20 protein-coding genes are annotated in these 21902 nt (G+C 62.3%); 3 read left to right on the forward strand and 17 right to left on the reverse strand.

Annotation, left to right across the window (positions count from 1 at the left end):
- On the reverse strand, nt 1-555 hold a 555-nt coding region (locus QZY07_RS15520; protein ID WP_295404576.1), incomplete at its 3' end, for a PAS domain-containing protein.
- 24 nt (nt 556-579) lie between these two features.
- Here QZY07_RS15520 and QZY07_RS15525 point away from each other — a divergent pair.
- Nucleotides 580-708, forward strand: coding sequence for a hypothetical protein (locus QZY07_RS15525; RefSeq protein WP_295404579.1), 129 nt, complete (start codon nt 580-582; stop codon nt 706-708).
- A 99-nt stretch (nt 709-807) separates the two neighbouring features.
- Here QZY07_RS15525 and pdxJ read toward each other — a convergent pair whose 3' ends face one another.
- The 11 genes from pdxJ to rpoE all read right to left on the reverse strand — a co-directional run bounded on the left by pdxJ (nt 808) and on the right by rpoE (nt 11341).
- Entirely contained in the window at nt 808-1563 is a 756-nt protein-coding gene (pdxJ, locus tag QZY07_RS15530) for a pyridoxine 5'-phosphate synthase (protein WP_295404581.1), read from the reverse strand.
- A 70-nt stretch (nt 1564-1633) separates the two neighbouring features.
- Nucleotides 1634-2392, reverse strand: coding sequence for a DNA repair protein RecO (recO, locus tag QZY07_RS15535; protein WP_295404582.1), 759 nt, complete (start codon nt 2390-2392; stop codon nt 1634-1636).
- A gap of 14 nt (nt 2393-2406) precedes the next feature.
- Nucleotides 2407-3342 (reverse strand): GTPase Era, encoded by a 936-nt coding sequence (gene era / locus QZY07_RS15540; protein WP_295404584.1) that lies wholly within the window; start codon nt 3340-3342, stop codon nt 2407-2409.
- The gene (gene rnc, locus QZY07_RS15545) at nt 3339-4013 is read right to left on the reverse strand and encodes a ribonuclease III (RefSeq protein ID WP_295404586.1); all 675 of its coding nucleotides are present in this window, start codon (nt 4011-4013) and stop codon (nt 3339-3341) included. Before rnc ends, era begins: the two co-directional genes overlap by 4 nt.
- On the reverse strand, nt 4010-4399 hold the full coding sequence (locus QZY07_RS15550; RefSeq protein ID WP_295404588.1) for a DUF4845 domain-containing protein: 390 nt from the start codon (nt 4397-4399) through the stop codon (nt 4010-4012). The genes rnc and QZY07_RS15550 overlap by 4 nt, the downstream gene beginning before the upstream one ends.
- Nucleotides 4400-4424: 25 nt before the next feature.
- Nucleotides 4425-5267 (reverse strand): signal peptidase I, encoded by an 843-nt coding sequence (gene lepB, locus QZY07_RS15555; RefSeq protein ID WP_295404590.1) that lies wholly within the window; start codon nt 5265-5267, stop codon nt 4425-4427.
- Nucleotides 5268-5390: 123 nt separating this feature from the next.
- Nucleotides 5391-7193, reverse strand: a complete 1803-nt coding sequence (lepA, locus tag QZY07_RS15560; protein ID WP_295404592.1) for a translation elongation factor 4 — start codon at nt 7191-7193, stop codon at nt 5391-5393.
- A 227-nt stretch (nt 7194-7420) separates the two neighbouring features.
- Nucleotides 7421-8845 (reverse strand): DegQ family serine endoprotease, encoded by a 1425-nt coding sequence (locus QZY07_RS15565; protein ID WP_295404595.1) that lies wholly within the window; start codon nt 8843-8845, stop codon nt 7421-7423.
- Nucleotides 8846-9080: 235 nt separating this feature from the next.
- Nucleotides 9081-10040, reverse strand: a complete 960-nt coding sequence (locus tag QZY07_RS15570; protein ID WP_295404598.1) for a MucB/RseB C-terminal domain-containing protein — start codon at nt 10038-10040, stop codon at nt 9081-9083.
- Between the two features lie 7 nt (nt 10041-10047).
- Complete coding sequence (locus tag QZY07_RS15575) at nt 10048-10626, reverse strand: sigma-E factor negative regulatory protein (RefSeq protein ID WP_295404600.1); 579 nt, start codon at nt 10624-10626, stop codon at nt 10048-10050.
- Nucleotides 10627-10762: 136 nt separating this feature from the next.
- Nucleotides 10763-11341 (reverse strand): RNA polymerase sigma factor RpoE, encoded by a 579-nt coding sequence (rpoE, locus tag QZY07_RS15580; RefSeq protein WP_295404603.1) that lies wholly within the window; start codon nt 11339-11341, stop codon nt 10763-10765.
- A gap of 236 nt (nt 11342-11577) precedes the next feature.
- On the opposite strand from rpoE, the gene nadB reads away from it, so the two are divergent.
- Nucleotides 11578-13206 carry an L-aspartate oxidase gene (gene nadB / locus QZY07_RS15585; protein WP_295404606.1) on the forward strand — a complete coding sequence of 543 codons (1629 nt, stop codon included), beginning with the start codon at nt 11578-11580 and terminating at the stop codon, nt 13204-13206.
- Nucleotides 13207-13358: 152 nt separating this feature from the next.
- Here nadB and QZY07_RS15590 read toward each other — a convergent pair whose 3' ends face one another.
- Both QZY07_RS15590 and QZY07_RS15595 read right to left on the reverse strand, forming a co-directional pair.
- Nucleotides 13359-13571 carry a hypothetical protein gene (locus QZY07_RS15590; protein ID WP_295404609.1) on the reverse strand — a complete coding sequence of 71 codons (213 nt, stop codon included), beginning with the start codon at nt 13569-13571 and terminating at the stop codon, nt 13359-13361.
- A 233-nt stretch (nt 13572-13804) separates the two neighbouring features.
- Nucleotides 13805-16483 (reverse strand): bifunctional acetate--CoA ligase family protein/GNAT family N-acetyltransferase, encoded by a 2679-nt coding sequence (locus tag QZY07_RS15595; protein WP_295404612.1) that lies wholly within the window; start codon nt 16481-16483, stop codon nt 13805-13807.
- A 146-nt stretch (nt 16484-16629) separates the two neighbouring features.
- On the opposite strand from QZY07_RS15595, the gene QZY07_RS15600 reads away from it, so the two are divergent.
- Nucleotides 16630-17565 (forward strand): histone deacetylase family protein, encoded by a 936-nt coding sequence (locus QZY07_RS15600; protein ID WP_295404614.1) that lies wholly within the window; start codon nt 16630-16632, stop codon nt 17563-17565.
- Nucleotides 17566-17738: 173 nt separating this feature from the next.
- Here QZY07_RS15600 and QZY07_RS15605 read toward each other — a convergent pair whose 3' ends face one another.
- The 3 genes from QZY07_RS15605 to QZY07_RS15615 are packed head-to-tail and all read right to left on the reverse strand — an operon-like array spanning nt 17739 to nt 21384.
- A complete protein-coding gene (locus tag QZY07_RS15605) occupies nt 17739-19460 on the reverse strand; it encodes an acyl-CoA dehydrogenase family protein (RefSeq protein ID WP_295404617.1) in 1722 nt (573 codons plus the stop codon).
- A gap of 7 nt (nt 19461-19467) precedes the next feature.
- Nucleotides 19468-20487, reverse strand: coding sequence for an electron transfer flavoprotein subunit alpha/FixB family protein (locus QZY07_RS15610; RefSeq protein ID WP_295404618.1), 1020 nt, complete (start codon nt 20485-20487; stop codon nt 19468-19470).
- Nucleotides 20488-20493: 6 nt separating this feature from the next.
- Nucleotides 20494-21384, reverse strand: coding sequence for an electron transfer flavoprotein subunit beta/FixA family protein (locus QZY07_RS15615; protein WP_295404621.1), 891 nt, complete (start codon nt 21382-21384; stop codon nt 20494-20496).
- Nucleotides 21385-21902: the final 518 nt, after the last annotated feature.

Genomic DNA, 21902 nt, shown 5'->3' on the forward strand with positions numbered 1-21902 from the left:
GCAGCGTTGGCACTCGGCGATGTCGTTCAGGACGATCCACCACCGGGGCGCGTCATTTTCGTTCGGTGGCGCGAGGCTGGTCACCAGACGGACCCAGCGCGGTTCGCCGTCTTTCCGTTGCACACGCAGTTCGCAGGACTGTCGCTCGCTGGTGACCCAGAGTCGGCGGCAGCAGTGATAGAAGATGTCCTGATCCTCGGGGAGGATAAACGAGGTCAGCGGTTGACCGATCAGGTTGTCCTGCGATGAGTTCAGGAGGGCAGTCGCCATCAAGTTGGACTCCCGAATCAACCCGGCGTCGCTGAGGATCAAATAGTTCATCGGGGCCAGATTAAAGAGGTCGACAGAACGCGCCAGCAACATCTCCAGGACATTCCTGGCTCGTCGCAGTTCTTCGTTCTGCGCCGCCAGCTCAGCCTGATGTGTGTATGGATCATCGATCGGCGACTCCGACCGCGCTGGCCTGAAGGCGTTCGCCGCTGGCAGCCGAATGGTCGCAAAGCGTGCCTTTATCGGGGGAGGGGCAATGTCGCTGACTGCTTCCAGCAGGGGCATGCATTCGGTCCGAATCTGCCTGAGATGTTGCAGATATTGCCACCATTCCATCGCTGCGGCGCGAACGTCATCAAGCGTTATGCCGACAACGAAATGGTCGACATGTGCTTGCATGATCCGCTTGAACTCGACCGCGAACCCATCGAGATCTAAATCCCGGGCGGCGAGAATAGCTTTCTTGGCCTCCCGATTGGATGCAATCTTGCTGAAATGCTTCGGAAGATCGATGTGGCGCATGAGCGGTTGATCTCTTTACGCGTCAAACGGCGTCTGGATGATGCGCTTCATGTCCCGCACCGCCCGATCCAGCCCGACGAACAGCGCCCGCGCGATGATGGAGTGGCCGATATTGAGTTCGCGCACGCCGGGAATGGCCGCGACCGCCCGGACGTTGCGATAGTCGAGTCCATGTCCGGCATTGACCTCCAGACCCAGCGCCAGCCCCAGCTCGACGGCCTGACGGATGCGCGTCAGGGCATCCGCCCGCTCGCGCGGCGTGCGTGCATCGGCATAGTGTCCGGTGTGAATCTCGATGACTGGCGCCCCCACCGCGCACGCCGCTTCGAGTTGCGCCGGTTCCGCGTCGATGAACAGCGAGACCCGAATGCCGGCCTCGGTCAGCCGCGCGCGGAAGTCGGTCAGATGGGCCTGATTGCCGGCCACGTCCAGACCGCCCTCGGTCGTCAGTTCCTCCCGCCGTTCCGGAACCAGACACACGTCCGCCGGCTGGAGACGGCAGGCGATCGCACCCATCCCGGCGGTTGCGGCCATCTCCAGGTTCATGCGGGTGTGGAGGATGTCGCGCAGCAGTTCCACGTCCCGATCCTGGATATGCCGGCGATCCTCGCGCAGATGCAGCGTGATGGAATCCGCGCCGGCCTGTTCGGCCACCAGCGCGGCCTGAATCGGCTCGGGGTAACGGGTACCGCGCGCCTGTCGAACGGTGGCGACATGGTCGATATTGACGCCCAGCAGCATTTCGTTGGGGCGTTGAATGTCCGTTAGCATTGAGGTTTCCATTGCAGTTAAAGGACGTGTCGTCGATGGTCGTGCGATTGCGCCTGGCATGAGACGCGGTTTATTGGGCGAGGGCTTCGGTCGGATTCCGGGCGCCATACCAGCGTCGATAGAGTTCGCGACTGTTCAGCGGGCGCTCGCCCAGATAGTGCGCCAGTATCCCGCGCAGCAGGATCCGTGCCTCCCGTCGCTGCGCGGGATCCAGATCCTCGCCCCGCGTCAGGGCCAGCAGCGTCGCGCCGGACAGCACCGGCCCCGTCTCGACCGCCGCCGCCCGGCGTAATCCCCGTTCCGCCTCGTAGCGATAAGACCGCTCCGCCAGCACGGGTTCGCGACCGCCCGCCTCCCGATCCAGGGTCGGAGCATAGCCCAATTCGCCCAACAGACGCAGCTCGAACCGACGCAGCGGCGTCTCAAGCTCGCCGCCCTCGGCCAGACGCGCGAGCGCGTCCTGATAGAAGGCGAAAAGCGGGTCATGCGCCTCGTGCCGGGCAAGCAGGCGAATCAGCAGTTCATTGAGATAAAAACCGCCCAGCAGGGCGCGCCCTTCGAGCGCGATCGGGCGACCCGCGCCCTCGCTGCGGGTCAGGGTACGAACCTCGCCGCGCCCGACCGCCGAGAGCCACAAGGGCTGAAAGGGTTGCAGCAGCGCACTCGCCGGATTGCGCGGCCGACGCGCGCCCTTGGCGATCGCGGCAAAGCGTCCGAGACCAATCCCAAAGACCTCCAGCAGCAGACTGGTATTGGTATAGTCGCGCCGGTGCAGGACGAACGCCTGGAAGAGTCCATCGCGAGCAGGCGCGGGGACGAGTCCGCTCATATCGTTGTTAAGGTTTAATGGTCTTCGCTATACCCGAGACTGGCGATGGCCGCCTCGTCGCTCGACCAACTCTTCTTGATCTTAACCCAGACTTCCAGATGCACCGGGCAGCCGAACAGCTTCTGCATCTCCTGGCGGGCCTGACTGGCCGCCGCCTTGAGCGCCTCGCCCTGCTTGCCGATAATGATCGCCTTCTGGCTCGCGCGTTCCACCCAGATCAACGCATGGATCTGGTAGCGTCCGTCCGCCTGCTCGAAGCGTTCGATCTCGACCGATGTCCGGTAAGGGAGTTCCTCGCCATAACGCTGCATCAGTTGCTCGCGCACCAGTTCGGCGGCAAAGAAGCGTTCGGAACGGTCGGTGAGCTGATCCTCCGGAAACAGCGGTGCGCCCTTCGGCAGGGCCGCCAGCACCGCCTGTTCCAGTGCCTCGACCTGATCCCCGTGGGTCGCGGAGACCGGGATCAGGGCCACAAAATCATGCCGTTTGGACAGGGTTTGCAGATAGGGAAGCAAGGCCTGCTTGTCGGCCACCCGATCAACCTTGTTGACCACCGCGATCGCCGGCACGCCGGCCAGGGCGACCGCCTCCAGCGCCTTGGCGTCTTCCTCGGTCCAGCGCAGCGCCTCGACGACCAGCAGGGCCAGATTAGTGTCGCTGAGCGTCGTGCGCGCGGCGCGATTCAGATAGCGGTTGAGCGCGCTGCCGCCGCGCTGATGGATGCCGGGCGTATCGACGAACAGGATCTGACCCTCGGGACGGGTCTTGATGCCGAGGATGGAATGGCGCGTGGTCTGGGCCTTGTGGGAGGTGATGGCCAGTTTCTGGCCAAGGATGCGATTGAGCAGCGTCGATTTTCCCACATTGGGGCGGCCGACGATGGCCACGTAGCCGCAATGTCCGGGCGCGGCGTCGGCGACACTCTCGTCCGGCAGCTTTTGGTCGGTCATTTTTCGATTTGCTCCAACATGGCCTGGGCGGCCGACTGCTCGGCGCGCCGGCGGCTGCTGCCCGCGCCGAAGGTGCGAAGATTCCTGTCGGTCAACAGACAACTGACGGTAAAGATCTGATCGTGCTGGTCGCCGCCGATCTCGGTCACGGCATAGTCAGGCAGGGGCCATTTACGCGACTGCAACCACTCCTGGAGACGGGTTTTCGGATCCTTGCCCGACTGCTCCGCGCCGGTGTCGTCGAGCCGCTCGGCGAACAGCGCCATGACCACGGTTTGCGTGGCCGCGAAACCGGCATCCAGATAGACGGCGCCCAGCACGGCCTCCAGCGCATCCGCCAGGATGGAATCGCGCGCATGACCGCCGGTGCGCAACTCGCCCGCGCCCAGTCTCAAATAATCGCCAAGACGCAGGCCGCGCGCCAGACCCGCCAGCGATTCGCGTTTCACCAGCGAGGCCCGCATGCGACTCAGGGTGCCCTCGTCGGCCTCGGGAAAACGCGCCCACAGCGCCTCGGCGATCATGAAACCGATCAGGGCATCGCCGAGAAATTCCAGTCGTTCGTTATTGAACGCCCCCGCGCTGCGGTGCGTCAGTCCCTGTTCAAGCAGGTCTTCGCGTTTGAATGAATGCCCCAGGGCAAGCGCCAGCCGGCGTGGATCCGCGTTCACTGGGTCTTTACATCCACCTGGTAGGTGAACATCGCGACTGCATCGACATTGAAGAAGAGATGCACGCGCTGTTCATAGTTGACCGTCACTTGATAGGTATTCTGTTCCAGCTTTTTGATGTCGAAATCCTTGGAGGTGATATTGGCCACGCTGTTGACATCCATGCGCTTGCCGATCGTATCGGCGATCCCGCGCGCCCCGCCCTGGATCGTCTCGGACTGCTCGGCCACGCCAGTCATGATGGAACGGATGGTCCAGAAGTTGAGATAGAGCGGGCCGAGTTTCAGCAGGACCGTCATGAAGAAGGCGACCAGCCCCACGGTCAAGAGGATACCGAGCATCCCCATGCCACGCTGGCGCGAACCGAACCCTGATAGTTTACGCATTACATCTCTCTCCTAAGGACGCGGTTTAGTGAATGCCATCGCCCAGACGCGACCAGGCGATCGGCAGGCCGTCGCGCTCCCCGTCCCAATGCATCCAGATCGCGAAGGCCTTGCCGACCAGATTCGTATCCGGCACGAAACCCCAGCACCGGCTATCGTTGCTGTTGTCGCGATTGTCGCCCATCACAAAAAAGTGCCCCGGCGGAACCCGAATCGGACCGAGCGCCAGCTTTTGACAGCCGAAGGGCAGATTCGGTGCGTTGGAGCGGGTCAGGATCCGATGCTCGACCCCGTCCAGACTCTCCAGCGCCTCGCGCGCGCCGGTCATTTCGATCCCGGAACCCTCGCCCGAGAAGGTGCTGATCGGCAGTTGGCCCATGGGCTCGCCGTTGACGATGACGGTCTTGTTCCGATAGTCGATTTCGTCACCCGGCAGACCGATCACGCGCTTGATGTAGTCGGTCGTGGGATCCAGTGGAAATTTGAACACGATCACATCGCCGCGCTGGGGCTCGCCGAGTTCGACGACTTTGCGATTCAGCACCGGCAGCCGCAGACCGTAGGCAAATTTATTGACCAGGATGAAATCGCCCGTCAAGAGGGTCGGCATCATCGAATTGGAGGGAATCCGGAACGGCTCAACCAGAAAGGAGCGCAGAATCAAAACCGCGAAAATGACCGGGAAAAAGGAGCGCGCGTATTCGACCAGAACCGGCTCGCGAAGGCTGGATTTGCCCTCCTCGACCGGTGCGCCAGCGGCATCGGCCAAGCGACGTCGGCGCGGCGCGAACAGCAGTGAATCGCCCAGCCAGATGCCACCGGTCAGGACCGAGGCCAGCACGAGAAAAGCGGGGAAATCAAACGTCATCTGCGAACCATCCTGATTGAGGGTGTTAAACCGCGTCCAGCGTGGCATGTCGTGTTTACACATTGACGAGACCCCGCAGGATCCAGCAAACGTCTTCGCGGACGCGGTTTACGTGATTTGATTTTAATTATCCTTACCGACTTGCAGCACGGCAAGGAAGGCCTCTTGTGGGATATCCACCTTGCCGACCTGCTTCATGCGTTTCTTGCCCGCCTTCTGCTTCTCCAGCAGCTTGCGCTTGCGAGTCGCGTCGCCGCCGTAACATTTGGCGGTGACGTTCTTGCGCAGGGGCTTGACCGTGGTGCGGGCAATAATCTTGGACCCGATGGCGGCCTGGATCGCGACCTCGAACATCTGGCGCGGGATGAGATCCTTCATGCGCACGGTCACGTCATGGCCGCGCGTCTGCGAAACGGCGCGATGCACGATCGAGGACAGCGAGTCGACCTTATCCCCATTGATGAGGATATCCAGCTTGACCAGATCGGCCGCCTGAAAACGCTTGAATTCATATTCGAAAGAGGCAAAGCCCCGGCTGCACGACTTGAGCCGGTCGAAAAAGTCGAGCACCACCTCGCTCAACGGCAGTTCATAGGTCGCCTGCACCTGACCGCCCAGATACTGAAGCTGCTTCTGAACGCCGCGCTTCTCGATACAGAGATTGATGACCGCGCCCAGATAATCCTGCGGTACCAGGATATGGGCCTCGATGATCGGCTCGCGCACCTCGCTGAACTTGCCCGGCTCGGGCAGGTTGGCGGGATTGTCGATCTTGATCAGCTCGCCGTCGCTGCGCAGTACCTCGTAGACCACGGTCGGCGCGGTGGTGATGAGATCGAGATCGTATTCGCGTTCGAGACGCTCCTGGACGATCTCCATGTGCAGCATCCCAAGGAAGCCGCAGCGGAAGCCAAACCCGAGCGCCTGCGACACCTCCGGCTCGTAATGCAGCGCGGCATCGTTGAGCCGCAGCTTGCCGAGCGCCTCGCGCAGATCCTCGTAATCGTCCGTGATCACCGTGTAGAGCCCGGCGAACACCCGCGGCCGCATCTCCTTGAAACCGGGGAGCTTGGGCGCCGGCTGGTCGGGGCGGGTGATGGTATCGCCGACCGGCGCGCCGTCGATCTCCTTGATGCCGGCGACCATGTAACCGACTTCGCCGGCGCTCAGGACGTCGCGCTCGGTCTTCTTGGGGGTAAAGACACCGACCCCATCGACCTGCTGGGTGCGGCCGGTGGTCATGATCAGGATCTTGTCGCGCCGGCGCATCTCGCCGTTCATGACCCGCACCAGCGACACCACGCCCACGTAGGGATCGAACCAGGAGTCGATGATGAGCGCCTGCAGCGGCGCCTTGGGATCGCCGGTCGGCGCGGGAATGTGCGCGACCAGCGCCTCCAGCAGATCCGGGATGCCCTCGCCGGTCTTGGCGCTGACGCGCAGCGCGTGCTCGGCATCCAGGCCGATGATCTCCTCGATTTCCCGGATCACCCGCTCCGGCTCGGCGGACGGCAGGTCGATCTTGTTCAGGACTGGCAGCACCTCCAGACCCTGCTCGATGGCGGTGTAACAGTTGGCGACACTCTGCGCCTCGACGCCCTGGGCGGCATCGACCACCAGCAGCGCGCCTTCGCAGGCGGCCAGCGAGCGCGAGACCTCATAGGAAAAGTCCACATGCCCCGGCGTATCGATGAAGTTCAACTGATAGGTCTCGCCATTGCGGGCCAGATAGTCGAGCGTCACGCTCTGGGCCTTAATGGTGATCCCGCGCTCGCGCTCCAGATCCATGGAGTCCAGCACCTGGCTGGACATCTCGCGGTCGGTCAGCGCGCCGCTGAGCTGGATGAAACGGTCGGCGATGGTCGACTTGCCGTGATCGATATGGGCGATGATCGAAAAATTGCGGATATGGCTGATGTCGGTCATCGAGAATCTGGACGCCGGGGGCTAATAAATGCAGTGGGGACAGGGGGCCATGACAGCCGGTCGCGACGAGGACGCCAACCGGGAACAACGGCGGTGGCCGAGACCATCGGTCACCTCATGAACGGGCCTGCACGGAGAACCGTGCAATAGTAACAGACAGGAGCGGATCGGCGCACCGATCCGCTTGGCTAGGTGACGGGGAACGGGCGTGACGCCCTTCCCCCGCGTCAGGTCTTCGGCATCTGAATCACGTAAAACATGCGGCTGTCGGCTCGCTGAATCAGCACCGCGACCGGGCGGCCCGGCGCCAGGGTCTCGAGGATCCGGTTAAACTCGCCCAAATCGTTCACGGGCTGGTTGTCGAGCATGAGAATGAGATCGCCCGCGCGTAGCCCGGCCTGTTCGGCGGGTCCGGCGTCGATACTTTCCACCAGCACGCCGCCCTGCTCGATCTCCAGCAGTTGGCGCTGCTCGGCGGTCAGGTCGCGCACGATCAGACCGATCCGATTGGCGGACAGATCATTGCGCGGTGTCTCTTCGCCCGCCGTCTGCTCCTCTTCGGGAAGCTCCTCGATCTTGACCCTGAGATCGACTTTTTCGCCCCGCCGCAACACCTGAAGGGTCGCCGTTTCGCCGACGGCGGTCGCGCCCACCAAGGGCGGCAGGGTGCTGGAGGCCAGGACATCGCGGCCATTGAAACTCAGAATCACGTCGCCCGGACGCAGATCCGCCGCCGCCGCCGGGCTCTTGGGCAACACCTGCGCCACCAGCGCGCCGCGCGGCTGGGGCATGCCAAAGGTTTCGGCCAACTCTCGGGTCACATCCTGGATCAGCACGCCCAGCCAGCCACGACTGACCTTGCCCTTGGTCTTGAGCTGATTGACCACGTCCATGGCAACATCGATGGGGATGGCGAACGACAACCCCATGAAGCCGCCGGTACGGCTGTAGATCTGGCTGTTGACGCCGACCACCTCGCCATTCAGGTTGAAGAGCGGACCGCCCGAGTTGCCGGGATTGATGGCCACGTCCGTCTGAATGAAGGGCACGTAATTCTCGGTCGGCAGGCTGCGGCCCTTGGCGCTGACGATGCCGGCGGTGGCCGATGCCTCGAATCCGAAGGGCGAGCCGATCGCCAGCACCCATTCGCCCACCTGCAGATCCTTCGAGGAACCGACCCGGGCAACCGGCAGACCCTCGGCGTCCACCTTCAACAGAGCCATGTCGCTGCGCTTATCGGTTCCGACCAGGGTTGCGACGAACTCGCGGCGATCGCTGGTCCGCACGAGGATCTCGTCGGCGCCATCCACGACATGCGAATTGGTCAGGACATAGCCATCCGGCGAGACGATGAAGCCCGAGCCGAGCGAGCGCGACTGTAGCGCATCGTCTGGGGTCTCACCCTCTTCGCCGAAAAAATGGCGGAAAAAATCGTTTAACGGACTGTCTTCCGGCAGGTCAGGAACGGAAAAGCCGCGCGGGGCCGCCAGCGATTGAGCCGACTGTTTGGTGCTGATATTGACCACGACCGGGCCATTCTCGCGCACCAATGACGTAAAATCGGGCAAATCACGACTCAAGGCAATCCCAGGGGCCAGCGTTACAACCAGTAACGCGGTCAGGGCGAGCGACAGGGCAGGCATGGGTCGCATGGTGACTCCGGTCATCTAGAAGATTAGTGATTGAATATTTTCATTGTTGGAAATTTTTGCGAATCTCTGGCGGCGGCACCGTGATCGAAGCGACTTCAAGCCGCCGCGGGATCAACGGATTCGGCGCACAGGAGACACTGTAGCCGCGCAGCCAGAGCATTGCCAGCACGAGACCGAGGATGGCGCCCGCAAGCTGCCGGCCTCGGCATGGGCGCCACCCAGCCCTGCTCCTCGATCATGGCGCCAACCGCACGCCCGCGATGGCGGCCTCGACTGTTGCCGTCGGCACTTCGCCAATGACAGTCACCCGATGCCCGTCGATTTTCCTGCCGACGGCATGCACGGCGCCAATATTAGCCAGCCCATCCAGACCCTCCTGGGCACCGTCCTCGACATAGATCGAATAGGCGGACAGTCGATCCGTAAACAGGAATTGTTCGGCCGCGGACCCATCCGGCTGTTTGATTTCATGGTGCATCACGAGTTGGAAACCCTTCGGAGGATCATTGAAGCGCCAGCGACTCGTCGACTCGGTGACGGGAGCATTGCGAACAGGCTGCCCGACCAGGGCGGGAGTCACGCCATCCGAGGCGTTAAAGACGATGGAGGTGAACATCAGTTGCTCAAGCGGTTCCTGATCCTCGTCGATCAAATCGGACTTCAGCGGTAGAGCGGTCTCTCGGTCGATATGAAACCGATAGCCGTAACGGAGCCGATCCCGTGGGATAATGCCGACGACATCGGTATCGCGGCCCGCGATGCGGGCGGTTCCAAGAATTCCCGCGCGGTAATGGTCCCCCAGCAAGGCGGGATCGATCCCGTCGGTCGCGAGGATATGACCGCCGCCATGACGCTCGACCGAGAGCGGATGCCCATCGGGGAGCGCGCACAAGACGCGATCGCGCTCCCTGGCCACCGCGCGCACTGGCCCGCTTAATGAAATCAGCCGCTCCTGGACCCGTCCCTGCTCGACATGATGCAGAAGGCTGAGCGTCTCCAGACGATTTTCATGCAGATAAACCAGGATCCCCTCGTAGTTTAACGATCGCAATGCCTCGGCCATGCGTTCGAGCAGAACCCCGACCTGCCGTGTCGCGTCCGCGGGCGGCGTCTCGTCCTCGGTCACGGCGCTCAGGGCCAGACCGGCGGCACTAAGCCCATACAGACAGAGAAGTCCAAACAGCCAAAAGGACATCCGCGGACTAGCGTGGAAGTTCATAACCGACGAATGTCGCATAGCGAAGCATACCCTTGGCACCGGTAGCAGGCGCGGTCTCTTGATGGGTTACCAGAAATTGATCGAGCTTGCTGGCGAGATCGGGGCGATCCAACTGCCAACGCCCGTTCATCCGATCGGGAAGCGGCTCGCGGCTCGCGAGTGGCGTCGCCTGGGTTGCGCCGCTGGAGCGAATCGCGGCCTCCTGCCACAGGGTTGGAGCCACGAAGATCGCCAGGAACACGACGCTGGCGGCGAGCGCCATCCCGACGAGCGAGGAAGACTGAAGCCGCGTAGGGCGTTCGCGTCGACGCGGGACGATCCGAAGCGGTTCCAAGGCGAGCGATTCGCGTACCCGGTCCGCGATCATGCGGTGTTCATGAGCAAAATGCTCGCCACGAATCGCGAGTCCGATCAGATGATGACGCTCCCAGGTTTTGCGGAGGCTCGCATCCTCTGCCAGGGCATCGAGCAGGCGCGCAGCGCTCGCCGGGTCGAGTTCGCCATCCTGCAGTGCGGAAAGCCGTTGTCGTTGCTCGTCAATCAGTCGATGCTCATCGGTCATAGATTTCACGCCTGAGCTGGATATCGTCGGATTTCAATTGGGTTCCGAGCGATCGAGGTGGCGCCATAAGCCACCTCGAAGGTCCGGGCCTGCTTGTGCGCCACCTGATCGAGCCGGGTGCAAGCGCTTCATCGCATCAGTCCTCAAGCAAGGGCCGCAGCCGTTTGTCGATGACCTCCCGGGCGCGAAAGATCCGCGATCTAACGGTGCCGATTGGGCAGTCCATGGCAGTGGCGATTTCTTCATAACTCATTCCTTCAAATTCCCGCAGCACGATGGCCGTGCGCAGATCGTCGGGTAACTCGTCAAGCGCGCGCTGGACCGTCAGGGCAATCTCATCGGTCAGCAGAAGCCGCTCGGGTGTCGCCGACTCGCGCAGGCGGCGCCCCATGTCCATCTGTTCGGCCAACTCGGCCTCGACATCGTCGCCGGGCGGCCGGCGCCCCTGGGCGACCAGGTGATTCTTGACGGTGTTGACCGCGATCCGATAAAGCCAGGTATAAAAAGCGCTTTCGCCACGAAACCCAGGCAAGGCACGATATGCCTTGATAAAGGCATCCTGGGTCACGTCCATGACTTCGCTCGAATCCCGGATGTATCGAGAGATCAAGTTTGCTACCTTCTGCTGATATTTCAGGACCAGCAGATCGAAGGCACGCGTGTCTCCCGACTGAGCACGCCCAACGAGTTCATGATCGGCTTGGCGCTCAGACATGAACTGGTTCCGCCGGGCCTGCGGCTATCGGTTCCGTTGGCATGGACAATTCACCGAAAAAGAAGTTCTTGAAACCGGATGAGATGTGGCTGCGGTACCCCAAATCATCAACCAAATCCTGATCTCGACTCAAGGATGGGTACTGGATACCACCGGGCCTTACCCGCGCAGCGGCGCTTGCGCAACCGAGACCGTCGCGGACCGAATCATTCCCGCCTTGCAAGTGAGCACACTCCATGTCCGAATCGTTGTTTCGTCATGATGTACTGATCCTCGGCAGCGGCGCCGCGGGCCTGAGCCTGGCGCTGCGTCTGCGCCAAGACATCTCCGTGGCGGTCATCTCCAAGCGCGAACTCGTCGAGGGCAGCACACTCTATGCCCAGGGTGGGATCTCCGCCGTCATGGACGCTCAGGACTCGATCGAATCGCATGTTCAGGACACCCTCAAGGCCGGCGCGGGGCTCTGCGACCGCAAGGTGGTCCGGCACGTCGTCGAACGCGGCCCCGACAACATCCGCTGGCTGCTCGACCAGGGCGTCGAGTTTACGCGTGACGAGGAATCCATCTCCGCGGGCGGTTACCACCTGACCCGCGAGGGCGGCCACACCCATCGACGGGTGGTACACGCCGCCGATGCCACCGGGTACGCCGTCGAGACCACGCTGGAGGCCAAAATACGCGCCAGACCCAACATCAAGCTCTACGAACAGCATATCGCGGTCGACCTCATCACCTCCAGGCATCTCCAGGATCGCCGGGAACACCGCTGTCTTGGCGCCTACATCCTCAATCGGGGGACTGGCCGGGTCGAGACCTTCCTCGCCCGCTTCGTGGTGCTCGCGACCGGCGGCGCCAACAAGGTTTACCTTTATACCAGCAATCCCGATGTCTCGACTGGTGACGGCATTGCCATGGCCTGGCGCGCGGGCTGCCGGGTCGCCAATATGGAATTCATGCAGTTCCACCCCACCTGCCTCTATCATCCGGAAGCGCGCACCTTCCTGATCACCGAGGCCCTACGTGGCGAGGGCGCGCATCTGCTGCTGCCCGACGGCGAACGCTTCATGCCGCGCTTCGACACCCGCGCCGAACTGGCGCCCAGAGACATCGTCGCGCGCGCCATCGACCACGAAATGAAGCGGCTCGGCAGCGAGTGCGTCTATCTGGACATCTCCCATCGCCCCGCGGCCTTCATCGGCGAGCACTTTCCAACCATCCACAAGCGCTGCCTTGAACTTGGGATCGATATCGCCCGCGAACCCATTCCGGTCGTCCCGGCCGCGCACTATACCTGTGGCGGCGTGATGGTGGATCAGCATGCCCGAACCGACCTGGATGGTCTCTACGCCAGCGGCGAGACCGCCTACACCGGGCTGCATGGCGCCAATCGCATGGCGAGCAATTCGCTGCTGGAATGTCTGGTCTACTCGGAGTCAGCGGCCCAGGATATCGAGCGGCGAATCGGCGGATATCCAGCGCCACCGAACGTGCCAGGCTGGGACGAGAGCCGGGTGACCGAACCCGACGAGGAGGTGGTGGTGACGCACAATTGGGACGAGTTGCGCCGATTCATGTGGGACTATGTCGGTATCGTGCGAACCAATAAACGGCTGCGTCGCGCCAAGCGGCGAGCCGATCTGCTCGCCCAGGAGGTGATCGAATATTACAGCCATTTCCGGGTGAGCAACGACCTGATCGAATTGCGCAATCTGCTCGAAGTCGCGGACCTCATCATTCAATCGGCGTTGCGCCGCCGCGAGAGCCGAGGGCTGCATTACACGCTGGATTACCCCAACAAGGACGCCAGCCAGTGCATGCCGACGATTCTGATTCCGGATTTTTATCAACCGCGCGTGGATCGTTGAATCTGTGCCGACCAACCGGTGTGCTGTCGATCAATTGCGGTCGGGTGACCGGAAGCAGGACAGGATTGAGGCAGAAGCCTCCAGCGCTTGCGATGCAAGCGCTGGAGTCAAATAACAATTAGTCGGAAAGCGCAAATCGTTCCAGCGGCGCGTTAGGCTTGAATCTTCCTTGACTCTTGAAGCATTGCCACATAATCCAGGCGAAGCTGGCAACTTTCCCATTCGGTTTTCGAGCAGTTGTTAATTTTTTCACAGTCGAACTGACATCGCGCGAGATCATCAGGCACCTCATCGATCCACCAACGCATCCAACGCTTCCAAACATTCCCAAGGACACGAATAGGAGGTGTCAACGCGTTTTCCATGCAATCTCTCCATAACACAGGCAAAAAAATCATTCAAACCAAACCGCCTCCGCCATCTTCGACCAGCGTGTCATTCCAAGCGATGAACCCGGTCTCATGAGCACACATAAGCAGCAGAGCAGTCGCCGCAATCATTAGGTATTTGACCCTAACCGACCAAAAAAAACAATTTATCCTTTGTGGAAATCGTGCGCTCGATCACATTTCAGAAAAAAGATACCGCATTCGCCCGGCTAGAGAACCTTACTCACCAGCTTGATCGCCAGATCCTGCGGATCGCTCTCGACGCGGAAACCGAGCGATTTGACCAGCGCCAGCATCCGGGTATTCGCGGTCAACACCTCGCCGTCCATGACCCGGAACCCGCGCGCGCGGGCGTTCTGCATCAGCGAGCGCATCAGCCGGGCGCCGATCCCGAGATTGCGCCAGGTGTCCGAGACGACGATGGCGAACTCGCAGTCCTCGCCGCCCAGCCGGGACATATAGCGGGCCACGCCGACCTCAACCTCGACTCCGTCGCTCTCGACCACGCCGATCAGGGCCATCTCACGGTCATAGTCGATCTGGGTGAAGCGCACCAGCATCTCCGGCGACAGTTCCTTGATCGCCTGCATGAAGCGGAAATATTTGGTCTGCTCCGACAGACCGCGCACGAAATCCTGCTCCAGCTCGGCGTCCTCCGGGCGAATCGGACGGATCACCAGATCCCGACCGTCGGGCAATTGCGCGCGTTCGATCAGATGGCTCGGATAGGGATGAATCGCCATGTGCCCATAGGTCGGCTGCTGGGGCGGGCGATAGTCGACATGGATGCGCGCATCGACTGCGATCACCTCCTTGTCGTTGCCGATCAGCGGGTTGATGTCCATGCGGATGATCTCCGGCAGCTCGCAGACCATCTCCGAGACCCGTTGCAGGATCTTGGCCAAGGCCATGCGATTCATCGGCGGCATGTGCTGGAAGGCGCCCATCAAACGCACGATGCGGGTGTGATCGATCATGGTCTCGATGATGAAGGCGTTGAGCGGCGGCAGACCCAGCGCCCGATCCTCCAGCACCTCCTCCTTGGTGCCGCCGGCCCCGAAGCTGATCACCGGACCGAAGATCTTGTCGCGCGTCACGCCGACCATCATCTCGCGCGCGGCCCGCGTCGAGGCCATGTGCTCCACGGTGATGCCTTCGAGCCGCGCCTCGGGACGCAGCCGCCGGGCGCGGTCGACGATCTCGGTGAAGATCCGGCGCACCGACTGAGCGTCGTCGATGTTCAGCCGCACCCCATCGACATCGGATTTATGTTCCAGATCCGGCGAGTTGATCTTCATCACCACCGGAAAGCCGAGCACCTCGGCGGCCATCAGCGCCTCGTTGGGCGTGCGCGTCAGCACCGCCTGCATGGTCGGGATGCGGAAGGCCGACAGGATCGCCTTGGCCTCCACCGTGCCGAGCGTCTTACGGCCCTCGGCCATCACGCCCTCGATGATCAGACGCGCGCCCTCGACATCGGGCAGTTCCTCGTTTGACAGCGGCGCGGGCGACTGCATCAGCAGCTTCTGATTGCGGTGATGGGTGGCCAGGAAAGAAAAGGCCTCGACCGCCGCCTCGGGGCTTTCGAACTGGGGCACGTCGTTCTCGGACAGCAGCGCCTGCGCCTCGGCAACCCGCTTGCCGCCCATCCAGCAGGTCAGCACCGGCTTGCGACTGGCCTTGGCCGCCTCGATCACCTGATTGGCGGTCGCGACCGGATCCCCGAAGACCAGTGGGGCCAGGATGCAGAGCACGCCATCGACCTCCGCATCCGCGAGACAGGCGTCGAGCGCCAGCCGATAGCGCTCGGGCGGCGCGTCGCCGATGATGTCGATCGGATTGCCGTGAGACCAGTACCCCGGCAGCCCCTGTTCCAGGGTCTGGCGGGTGGCATCGCTGAACTGCGCGAGCGTCAGACCCAGGTCAACGGTCCGGTCCGCCGCCAGGACACCCGGTCCGCCACCGTTGGTGATGATGGCGATGCGGTCCCCGGCCAGTCGGCGGCGGGTGCCGAACACTTGCGCGGCGGCGAATAACTGATCCAGGTTCGACACCTGGACCACGCCCGCGCGCTCGGTCACGGCCCGGAACACGTCCGGGGAGCCGACATAACCGCCGGTATGCGACTTGATGGCGCGGGTGCCGGCTGGATGTCGACCCGCCTTGACGACGATGACCGGTTTGAGACGCGCGGCGGCGCGCAATCCGCTCATGAAATGACGGGCGCTGCGAATACCTTCCACATAGAGCAGAATGCACTGGGTCTGGGTGTCGAGCGCGAGATAATCCAGGATGTCGCCAAAATCCACGTCAGCCGCCGCGCCCAGGGACACCACGGCGGAAAAGCCCACCTTGCGTCGTTCGGACCAGTCGATCATCGCGGTACAGATGGCGCCGGACTGCGAGACCAGCGCGACATTGCCCTGGCGCGGCAGATCCTGACCCACGCTGGCATTGAGTCCCTGCTGCGGGCGCATCACCCCCAGACAATTCGGCCCGAGCACCCGGATGCGATTGCGCCGGGCCGCCTCCACCATCTTCTCCTGCAACACCTTGCCGCGTTCGCCGTGCTCGCCGAACCCGGCCGAGTGGACCACCGCCACCTTGACGCCATAACCGCCGCACTGATCGAGAATCGCCGGGACCGCCTCGGCTGGCGCGGCGATCAGTGCCAGATCCACCTGTTTGTCGAGTGCCTTCAGATTGGCATGGCAGGGTTCGCCCGCCACCTCGTCGTATTTCGGATTGATGGCGTAACAGTGACCCTTAAACCCGCCCGCCAGCAGGTTGCGAAACACCATGCCGCCGATCGAGCCCTCGCTGTCGCTCGCGCCAAAAACCGCCACGGCACTGGGTGTGAAGAGTTGATCGATGTCCGACAAGCGCATGGGGTTTGCCCTCCGGGGCAAAAAAGCGGTTAATCTTCGGTACTGTCGCCGGAGCGCGACAATGAAACATCCGGGCACTGCCCGCATCGAGAATCGCCTGTGACCCGTCGCGTCACGCACCGCGATCGAGCCTTAGAGGAGCCGACATGAACCTCGCCTTCATTTCTCATCCGTCCTGCAAAGAACACCGCATGGGCACGCATCACCCGGAATGCCCCGAGCGACTTTACGCCATTCAGGATCGCCTGATCGCTTCGGGCATGGAGATGTTACTGACCCATTATGACGCCCCGGCGGCCAGCGTCGAACAACTTGCCCGCGTCCATGATCGCGACTATCTCCAGCACATCTTCGACAGCGCGCCGCAAGACGGCGAGACGCTGGCCTGGATCGACGGCGGCGACACCGCGATGAACCAGCACACGCTGGAGGCCGCGCTGCATTCGGCCGGGGCCGCGATCCTGGGCGTGGATCTGGTGATGAGCGACCGGCACCATGCCGCCTTCTGCGGCGTCCGTCCGCCGGGCCATCATGCCGGTCGGCGCAACGGCGGCGGCTTCTGCATCTTCAACAACCTCGCCGTCGGCGCCGCCCACGCGCTCGAACAGCATGGACTGGAGCGAATCGCCATCGTTGATGTCGACGTGCACCATGGCGACGGCACCGAGGATATTTTCAGCGGCGACGAGCGGGTGCTTTTCTGTTCCAGCTTCCAGCACCCCTTCTATCCTGGCACCGGGGCCGACAGCACGGCCCCCAACGTCATCAACCTGCCGCTACCCAAACTCACCGACGGCGCTGCCTACAAGGCCGCTGTCGAGTCCGCCTGGCTGCCGCGCATCGACGCCTTCGCCCCGCAATTGATCATGATCTCCGCCGGCTTCGACGGTCACATCGAGGACGACATGGCCCACTTCAACCTGCATACCGCGGACTATGGCTGGATCACGCGTGAACTCCGCAAGCTCGCGCTCAAACATTGTCAGGAGCGGGTGGTGTCCTGTCTGGAAGGCGGCTACACGCTGTCGGCGCTCGGGCGTTGCGTGAGCACCCATCTCGACGAATTGATCGGACATGCCTGAGCGGGTTGCAGACGCTTTTGCTGCAATGCAGCATCAGGATAGTCCGGTCACTGGCGGGTTGCAATTCCCTTGGCGCGGCACGGGCGATGGCCTTCAAAGGAATGATCGGGAGCAGGACAACCACCGGGAGACGCCAGACAGCGGCCGACGCCGCGCCTCCCGGTCATCCTCGATCAGATCAGAATTTCGTCGGCGTGGAGCAGGTCGGCGAACTGGTCTTTCTTGATCACGTCCCAATTCCGGCGGGTCTTGGCCGCCGCGCCGATGATGTAGCGGCGGGCGATGAAGACCTTGCGGCTGTCCTCTTCCGCCTCGTCCATCAGCAGCCAGCCCGTATAGAGATACGAGTAGATCTCCACCAGTTCCTTGGCGGCGATGCTCTGGAAATGCTTGTCGGTCTTGTCGGTGACATATTTCAGCGCGTCCAGGAACAGCACGCGCATTTCCTTCAGTTCATCCGCCAGACGCGCCAGACTGCCGGACGTCTCCTTTTGCTCGCGGGCGGTGAACTCCTCGGCGAGAATGTCGTTGATCACCCCGCCGGTGGCGGCGACGATCTGGAGTTGCGAGGTGCCCTCGTAGATGTTGGTGATGCGCGCGTCGCGGGTCAGGCGCTCGACGTTGAACTCCTTCATGTAGCCCGTGCCGCCGTGGATCTGCAGGGCGTCATAGGTGACCCGGTTGGCGTTCTCGCTTAGCACATACTTGGCCATCGGGGTGAGCAGCGCGGCAACCCGGGTCGCCTCCTTGAGCTTGGCGCTTTGCGCGCTGGAATCCTTGCCCTCGGCCTTGAGTTCCTCGACTTTCTCTTCCAGTTTGTTGCGCAGGTCGACCCAGTGGCAGGCGGCGTAGAGCAGCGAGCGATCGCTCTCCAGGGTCACGCGCATGTCCATGAGCAGATTGGTGATCACGGGGATCGCGTAGATGCTCTTGCCGAACTGCTCGCGCGCCTTAGCGTAACGCAGCGCCTCGTCATAGGCCGCCTGAGAGATGCCCAGACCCTGCGCGGCAACGCCGAGACGCGCGCCATTCATCATGTCCATGACGTACTTGATCAGGCCGAACTTGCGCTTGCCGATGAGCTGCGCCGGGGTATCGTTGAACTGCAACTCGCAGGTCGGCGAGCCATGGATCCCGAGCTTGTTCTCGATGCGTCGCACGACGACGTTATCCTTGCCGTAGCAGGCGAACAGACTCAGTCCGCGGCCATCCTTGGTGCCGGGCTCGGAACGGGCCAGGACCAGCAGGATCTCGGCGTTGCCGTTGGTGATGAAGCGTTTGACGCCCTTGAGCCGCCATTGCCCGTCATCGTCCAGATAGGCCAGCATGTTGACGGCCTGCAGGTCGGAACCCGCGTCCGGCTCGGTGAGCGCCATCGCGCCCGTGGCCGCGCCGCTGGCGAATTGCGGCAGGAATTCCTGACGCTGCTCCTCGGTGCCATATTTGTTGATGGTCTCGGCGATGTCCTGTAGGCCGAACAGGTTCATCAGCGAGGCCTCGGCACGGGAGACCATCTCGATCGCCATGGTGTAGAGGGTGGTCGGGATATTCAGACCGCCATAACGCCGGGGCAGCGTGAAGCCCATCAATTCCGCCTGGGTCAGCAGAGCCAGCGCCTCCTGGATGCCCTTGGCGTAGGCGACCTTGCCGTCGGCGAAATGGCTCCCCTCCTCGTCCACGGCGGCGGCCTGGGGGGCCACGTTGTTCGCCGTGATGTCGCCGACGATCTCCAGCACCTTGCGATAGTTATCCAGGGCATCCTGGTAGTCGACCGGGGCGAAGTTGTAGTCAGCGGACTCGGTGTAGCCGTGCTCGGCGATGTCGACCACCTCCTGAAGCTTCAGGCGGTCGAAATGAAAGAGTAGATCGGTGTTGTCGGTGAAATAGTTGGCCATGGCTCGACTACTTTAATTTGTGCTTGTAGGCATCGATGAGCTTCGGAATCACGTCCATCACATCGCCGACGATACCGTAATGGCAGACGCCGAAAATCGGCGCGTCGGGATCCTCGTTGATGGCGATGATCTTGTTGGAGTCGCTCATGCCGGCCCGGTGCTGGATCGCGCCGGAAATGCCGCAGGCGATATAGAGCTTGGGCCGCACGGTGACGCCGGTCTGTCCGACCTGCCGAACATGATCGATAAAGCCGGCGTCCACTGCCGCGCGCGTACCGGCGACCTCGCCCCCGATGACATGGGCCAGATCGTAGAGGATCTGGAAGTTCTGAAAGTTGCCCATGCCGTAGCCGCCGGAGACGATGATCGGGGCGGCCTTGAGATTGACTTTACTCGCTTCGTGATGCTGCTCGATGATACGCACGAGCCGGTCGGCAGCGTCGGGCGTATAGGGGACGGGCGTGATGCGTCCGGCGACCGGCTGCGCCAGCGGGATCTTTTCCATCACCCCCTCGCGCACCGTCGCCATCTGGACCGGGGCGTCCGGGCAGATAATGGTGGCGATGATGTTGCCGCCGAAGGCCGGGCGAATCTGGAGCAGGAGCTGCGAATACTCCTGGCGCAGATAGGTCACATCGGAGATTTGCAGATCCGTGCAGTCCGCGGTCAATCCGCTGCGGGTATGGGATGCCACCCGAGGCGCCAGATCCCGCCCGATGAAGGTGCCGCCGAACAGCAGGATGCGCGGTTGATGCTGGTCGACCAGCGCGCTCACGATACGACTGTAGGGCAGCGTGTTGTAGTGCTTCAGTTCGGGGTGATCCGCCAGCAGGACTTCGGTGGCGCCATACCGAAAGGTCTCCGCGGCCAGGGCCTGCAGGTCATGACCGATCAGTACCGCCTTCAATTCGCCGTGCAGGCTTTCCGCCAGCTTTCTGCCCTTGGACAGCAGCTCGAAGCTCACATCGGCGGGCTTGCCCTCGCGCTGCTCAATGAACACCCAGACCTGTTGTTGATTTTCGCTCATAGGGGCTTATCCGAAGATGTGATCTTCCATCAGTTTATCGATCAGCGCATACATGCCATCCTTGGTGGCGGGGATGATTTCATGCGCGCCACCGCCCAACACCACCGACTCGATCTTGTGGACTTTGGTCGGCGAACCGCCGAGACCACAACGTTCAAGATCGACATCCAGATCGTCGGCGGTCAGGGTGGGGATAAACAAACCCTTGGAGACATACTCTTCCTTGAGCTGATCCATGTAGAGCAACGAATTGCCCTCGGTCATCTTCTCCAGTTCAAGCAGGGTATGGGCATTCTTGTAGGCCATGACCCGCTTGGCCATGAAGGGCCGGGGCGTGGCGGCGTCCTTGATCACGGTGATCAACAGAGGCAATGTGCCTTCCAGAATCTCGAAGCCGTGATCCACCTTACGTTTGACGGTGATCTTCGCGCCATCCGCCTGGAGGATCTCTTCGGCATAGGTGATCTGCGGCAGGCCCAGTTTTTCAGCGGTCTGAGGGCCGACCTGGGCGGTGTCGCCATCGATCGCCTGCCGTCCGGCAAAGACGATATCGTAGGGCGCCAGTTGACGCAGCGCCTCGGACAGCACATAGGAGGTCGCGAGGGTATCGGCGCCGGCGAATTTGCGGTCGCTGATGAGGATGGCCTCGTCGGCGCCCATGTAGAGACAGTCGCGCAGCAGATCCGAGGCTTTCAATGGCCCCATGGTCATCACGCGCACGGTGCCGCCGTAACGGTCCCGCAGTTGCAGCGCCAGTTCCAGGGCGACCTTGTCCTCGGGATTGAAGATGGTGGGGAGTTTACTGCGGTTGACGGTCCCGTCCGGCTTCATCACCTGACCGGAAATATTGGCCGTGTCGGGAACCTGTTTGACCATTACGATGGAATGGTAGCTCATGCTCTGCCTTGTCACATTCGTCTGGAAGCGTTGGGGACGCGGTCACGGCAAGGCCCGGCGATCAGAGGACGCGGGGCTGCGATGGCGACATCGCCCGGAAGGTAGTTCGTGTCGACGTCCAGCCAAACCCGGAGCCGCCGATAGTTCAGGCCGGCATGCCAAAGTCGGGGCGGTTGAATGGGATCCCTTGAGTGTCGACGCTTGCCACCACCTGAAAAAAGGGCGCGAAATTCCAACCTTGATCTTGTCGACCGGCGCGATTCGCGTGGGGCGTTCAGGTTAGGTTATGAACTTCAGGGACTCCGGACCCATGTTGACGGATACGGATCCGAAATTCAACCGCATTAGGCGGGTATGGCGGGCCATTCCAGCGGCGATGCGGGCGTCCAGCCCTGACGGGACAGGCCAGAATGGCCTATCCGCGCAACGGATTAAATTTCCGGCGGTGACGTTTGTCTGTTTGCCCTGAGCCCCTCGACTTCGCTCAGGACAGGCTGGTCGAAGGGCGAACGGAAAAA

It is taken from the genome of uncultured Thiocystis sp. (assembly GCF_903866365.1).
Lineage (GTDB): Bacteria > Pseudomonadota > Gammaproteobacteria > Chromatiales > Chromatiaceae > Chromatium.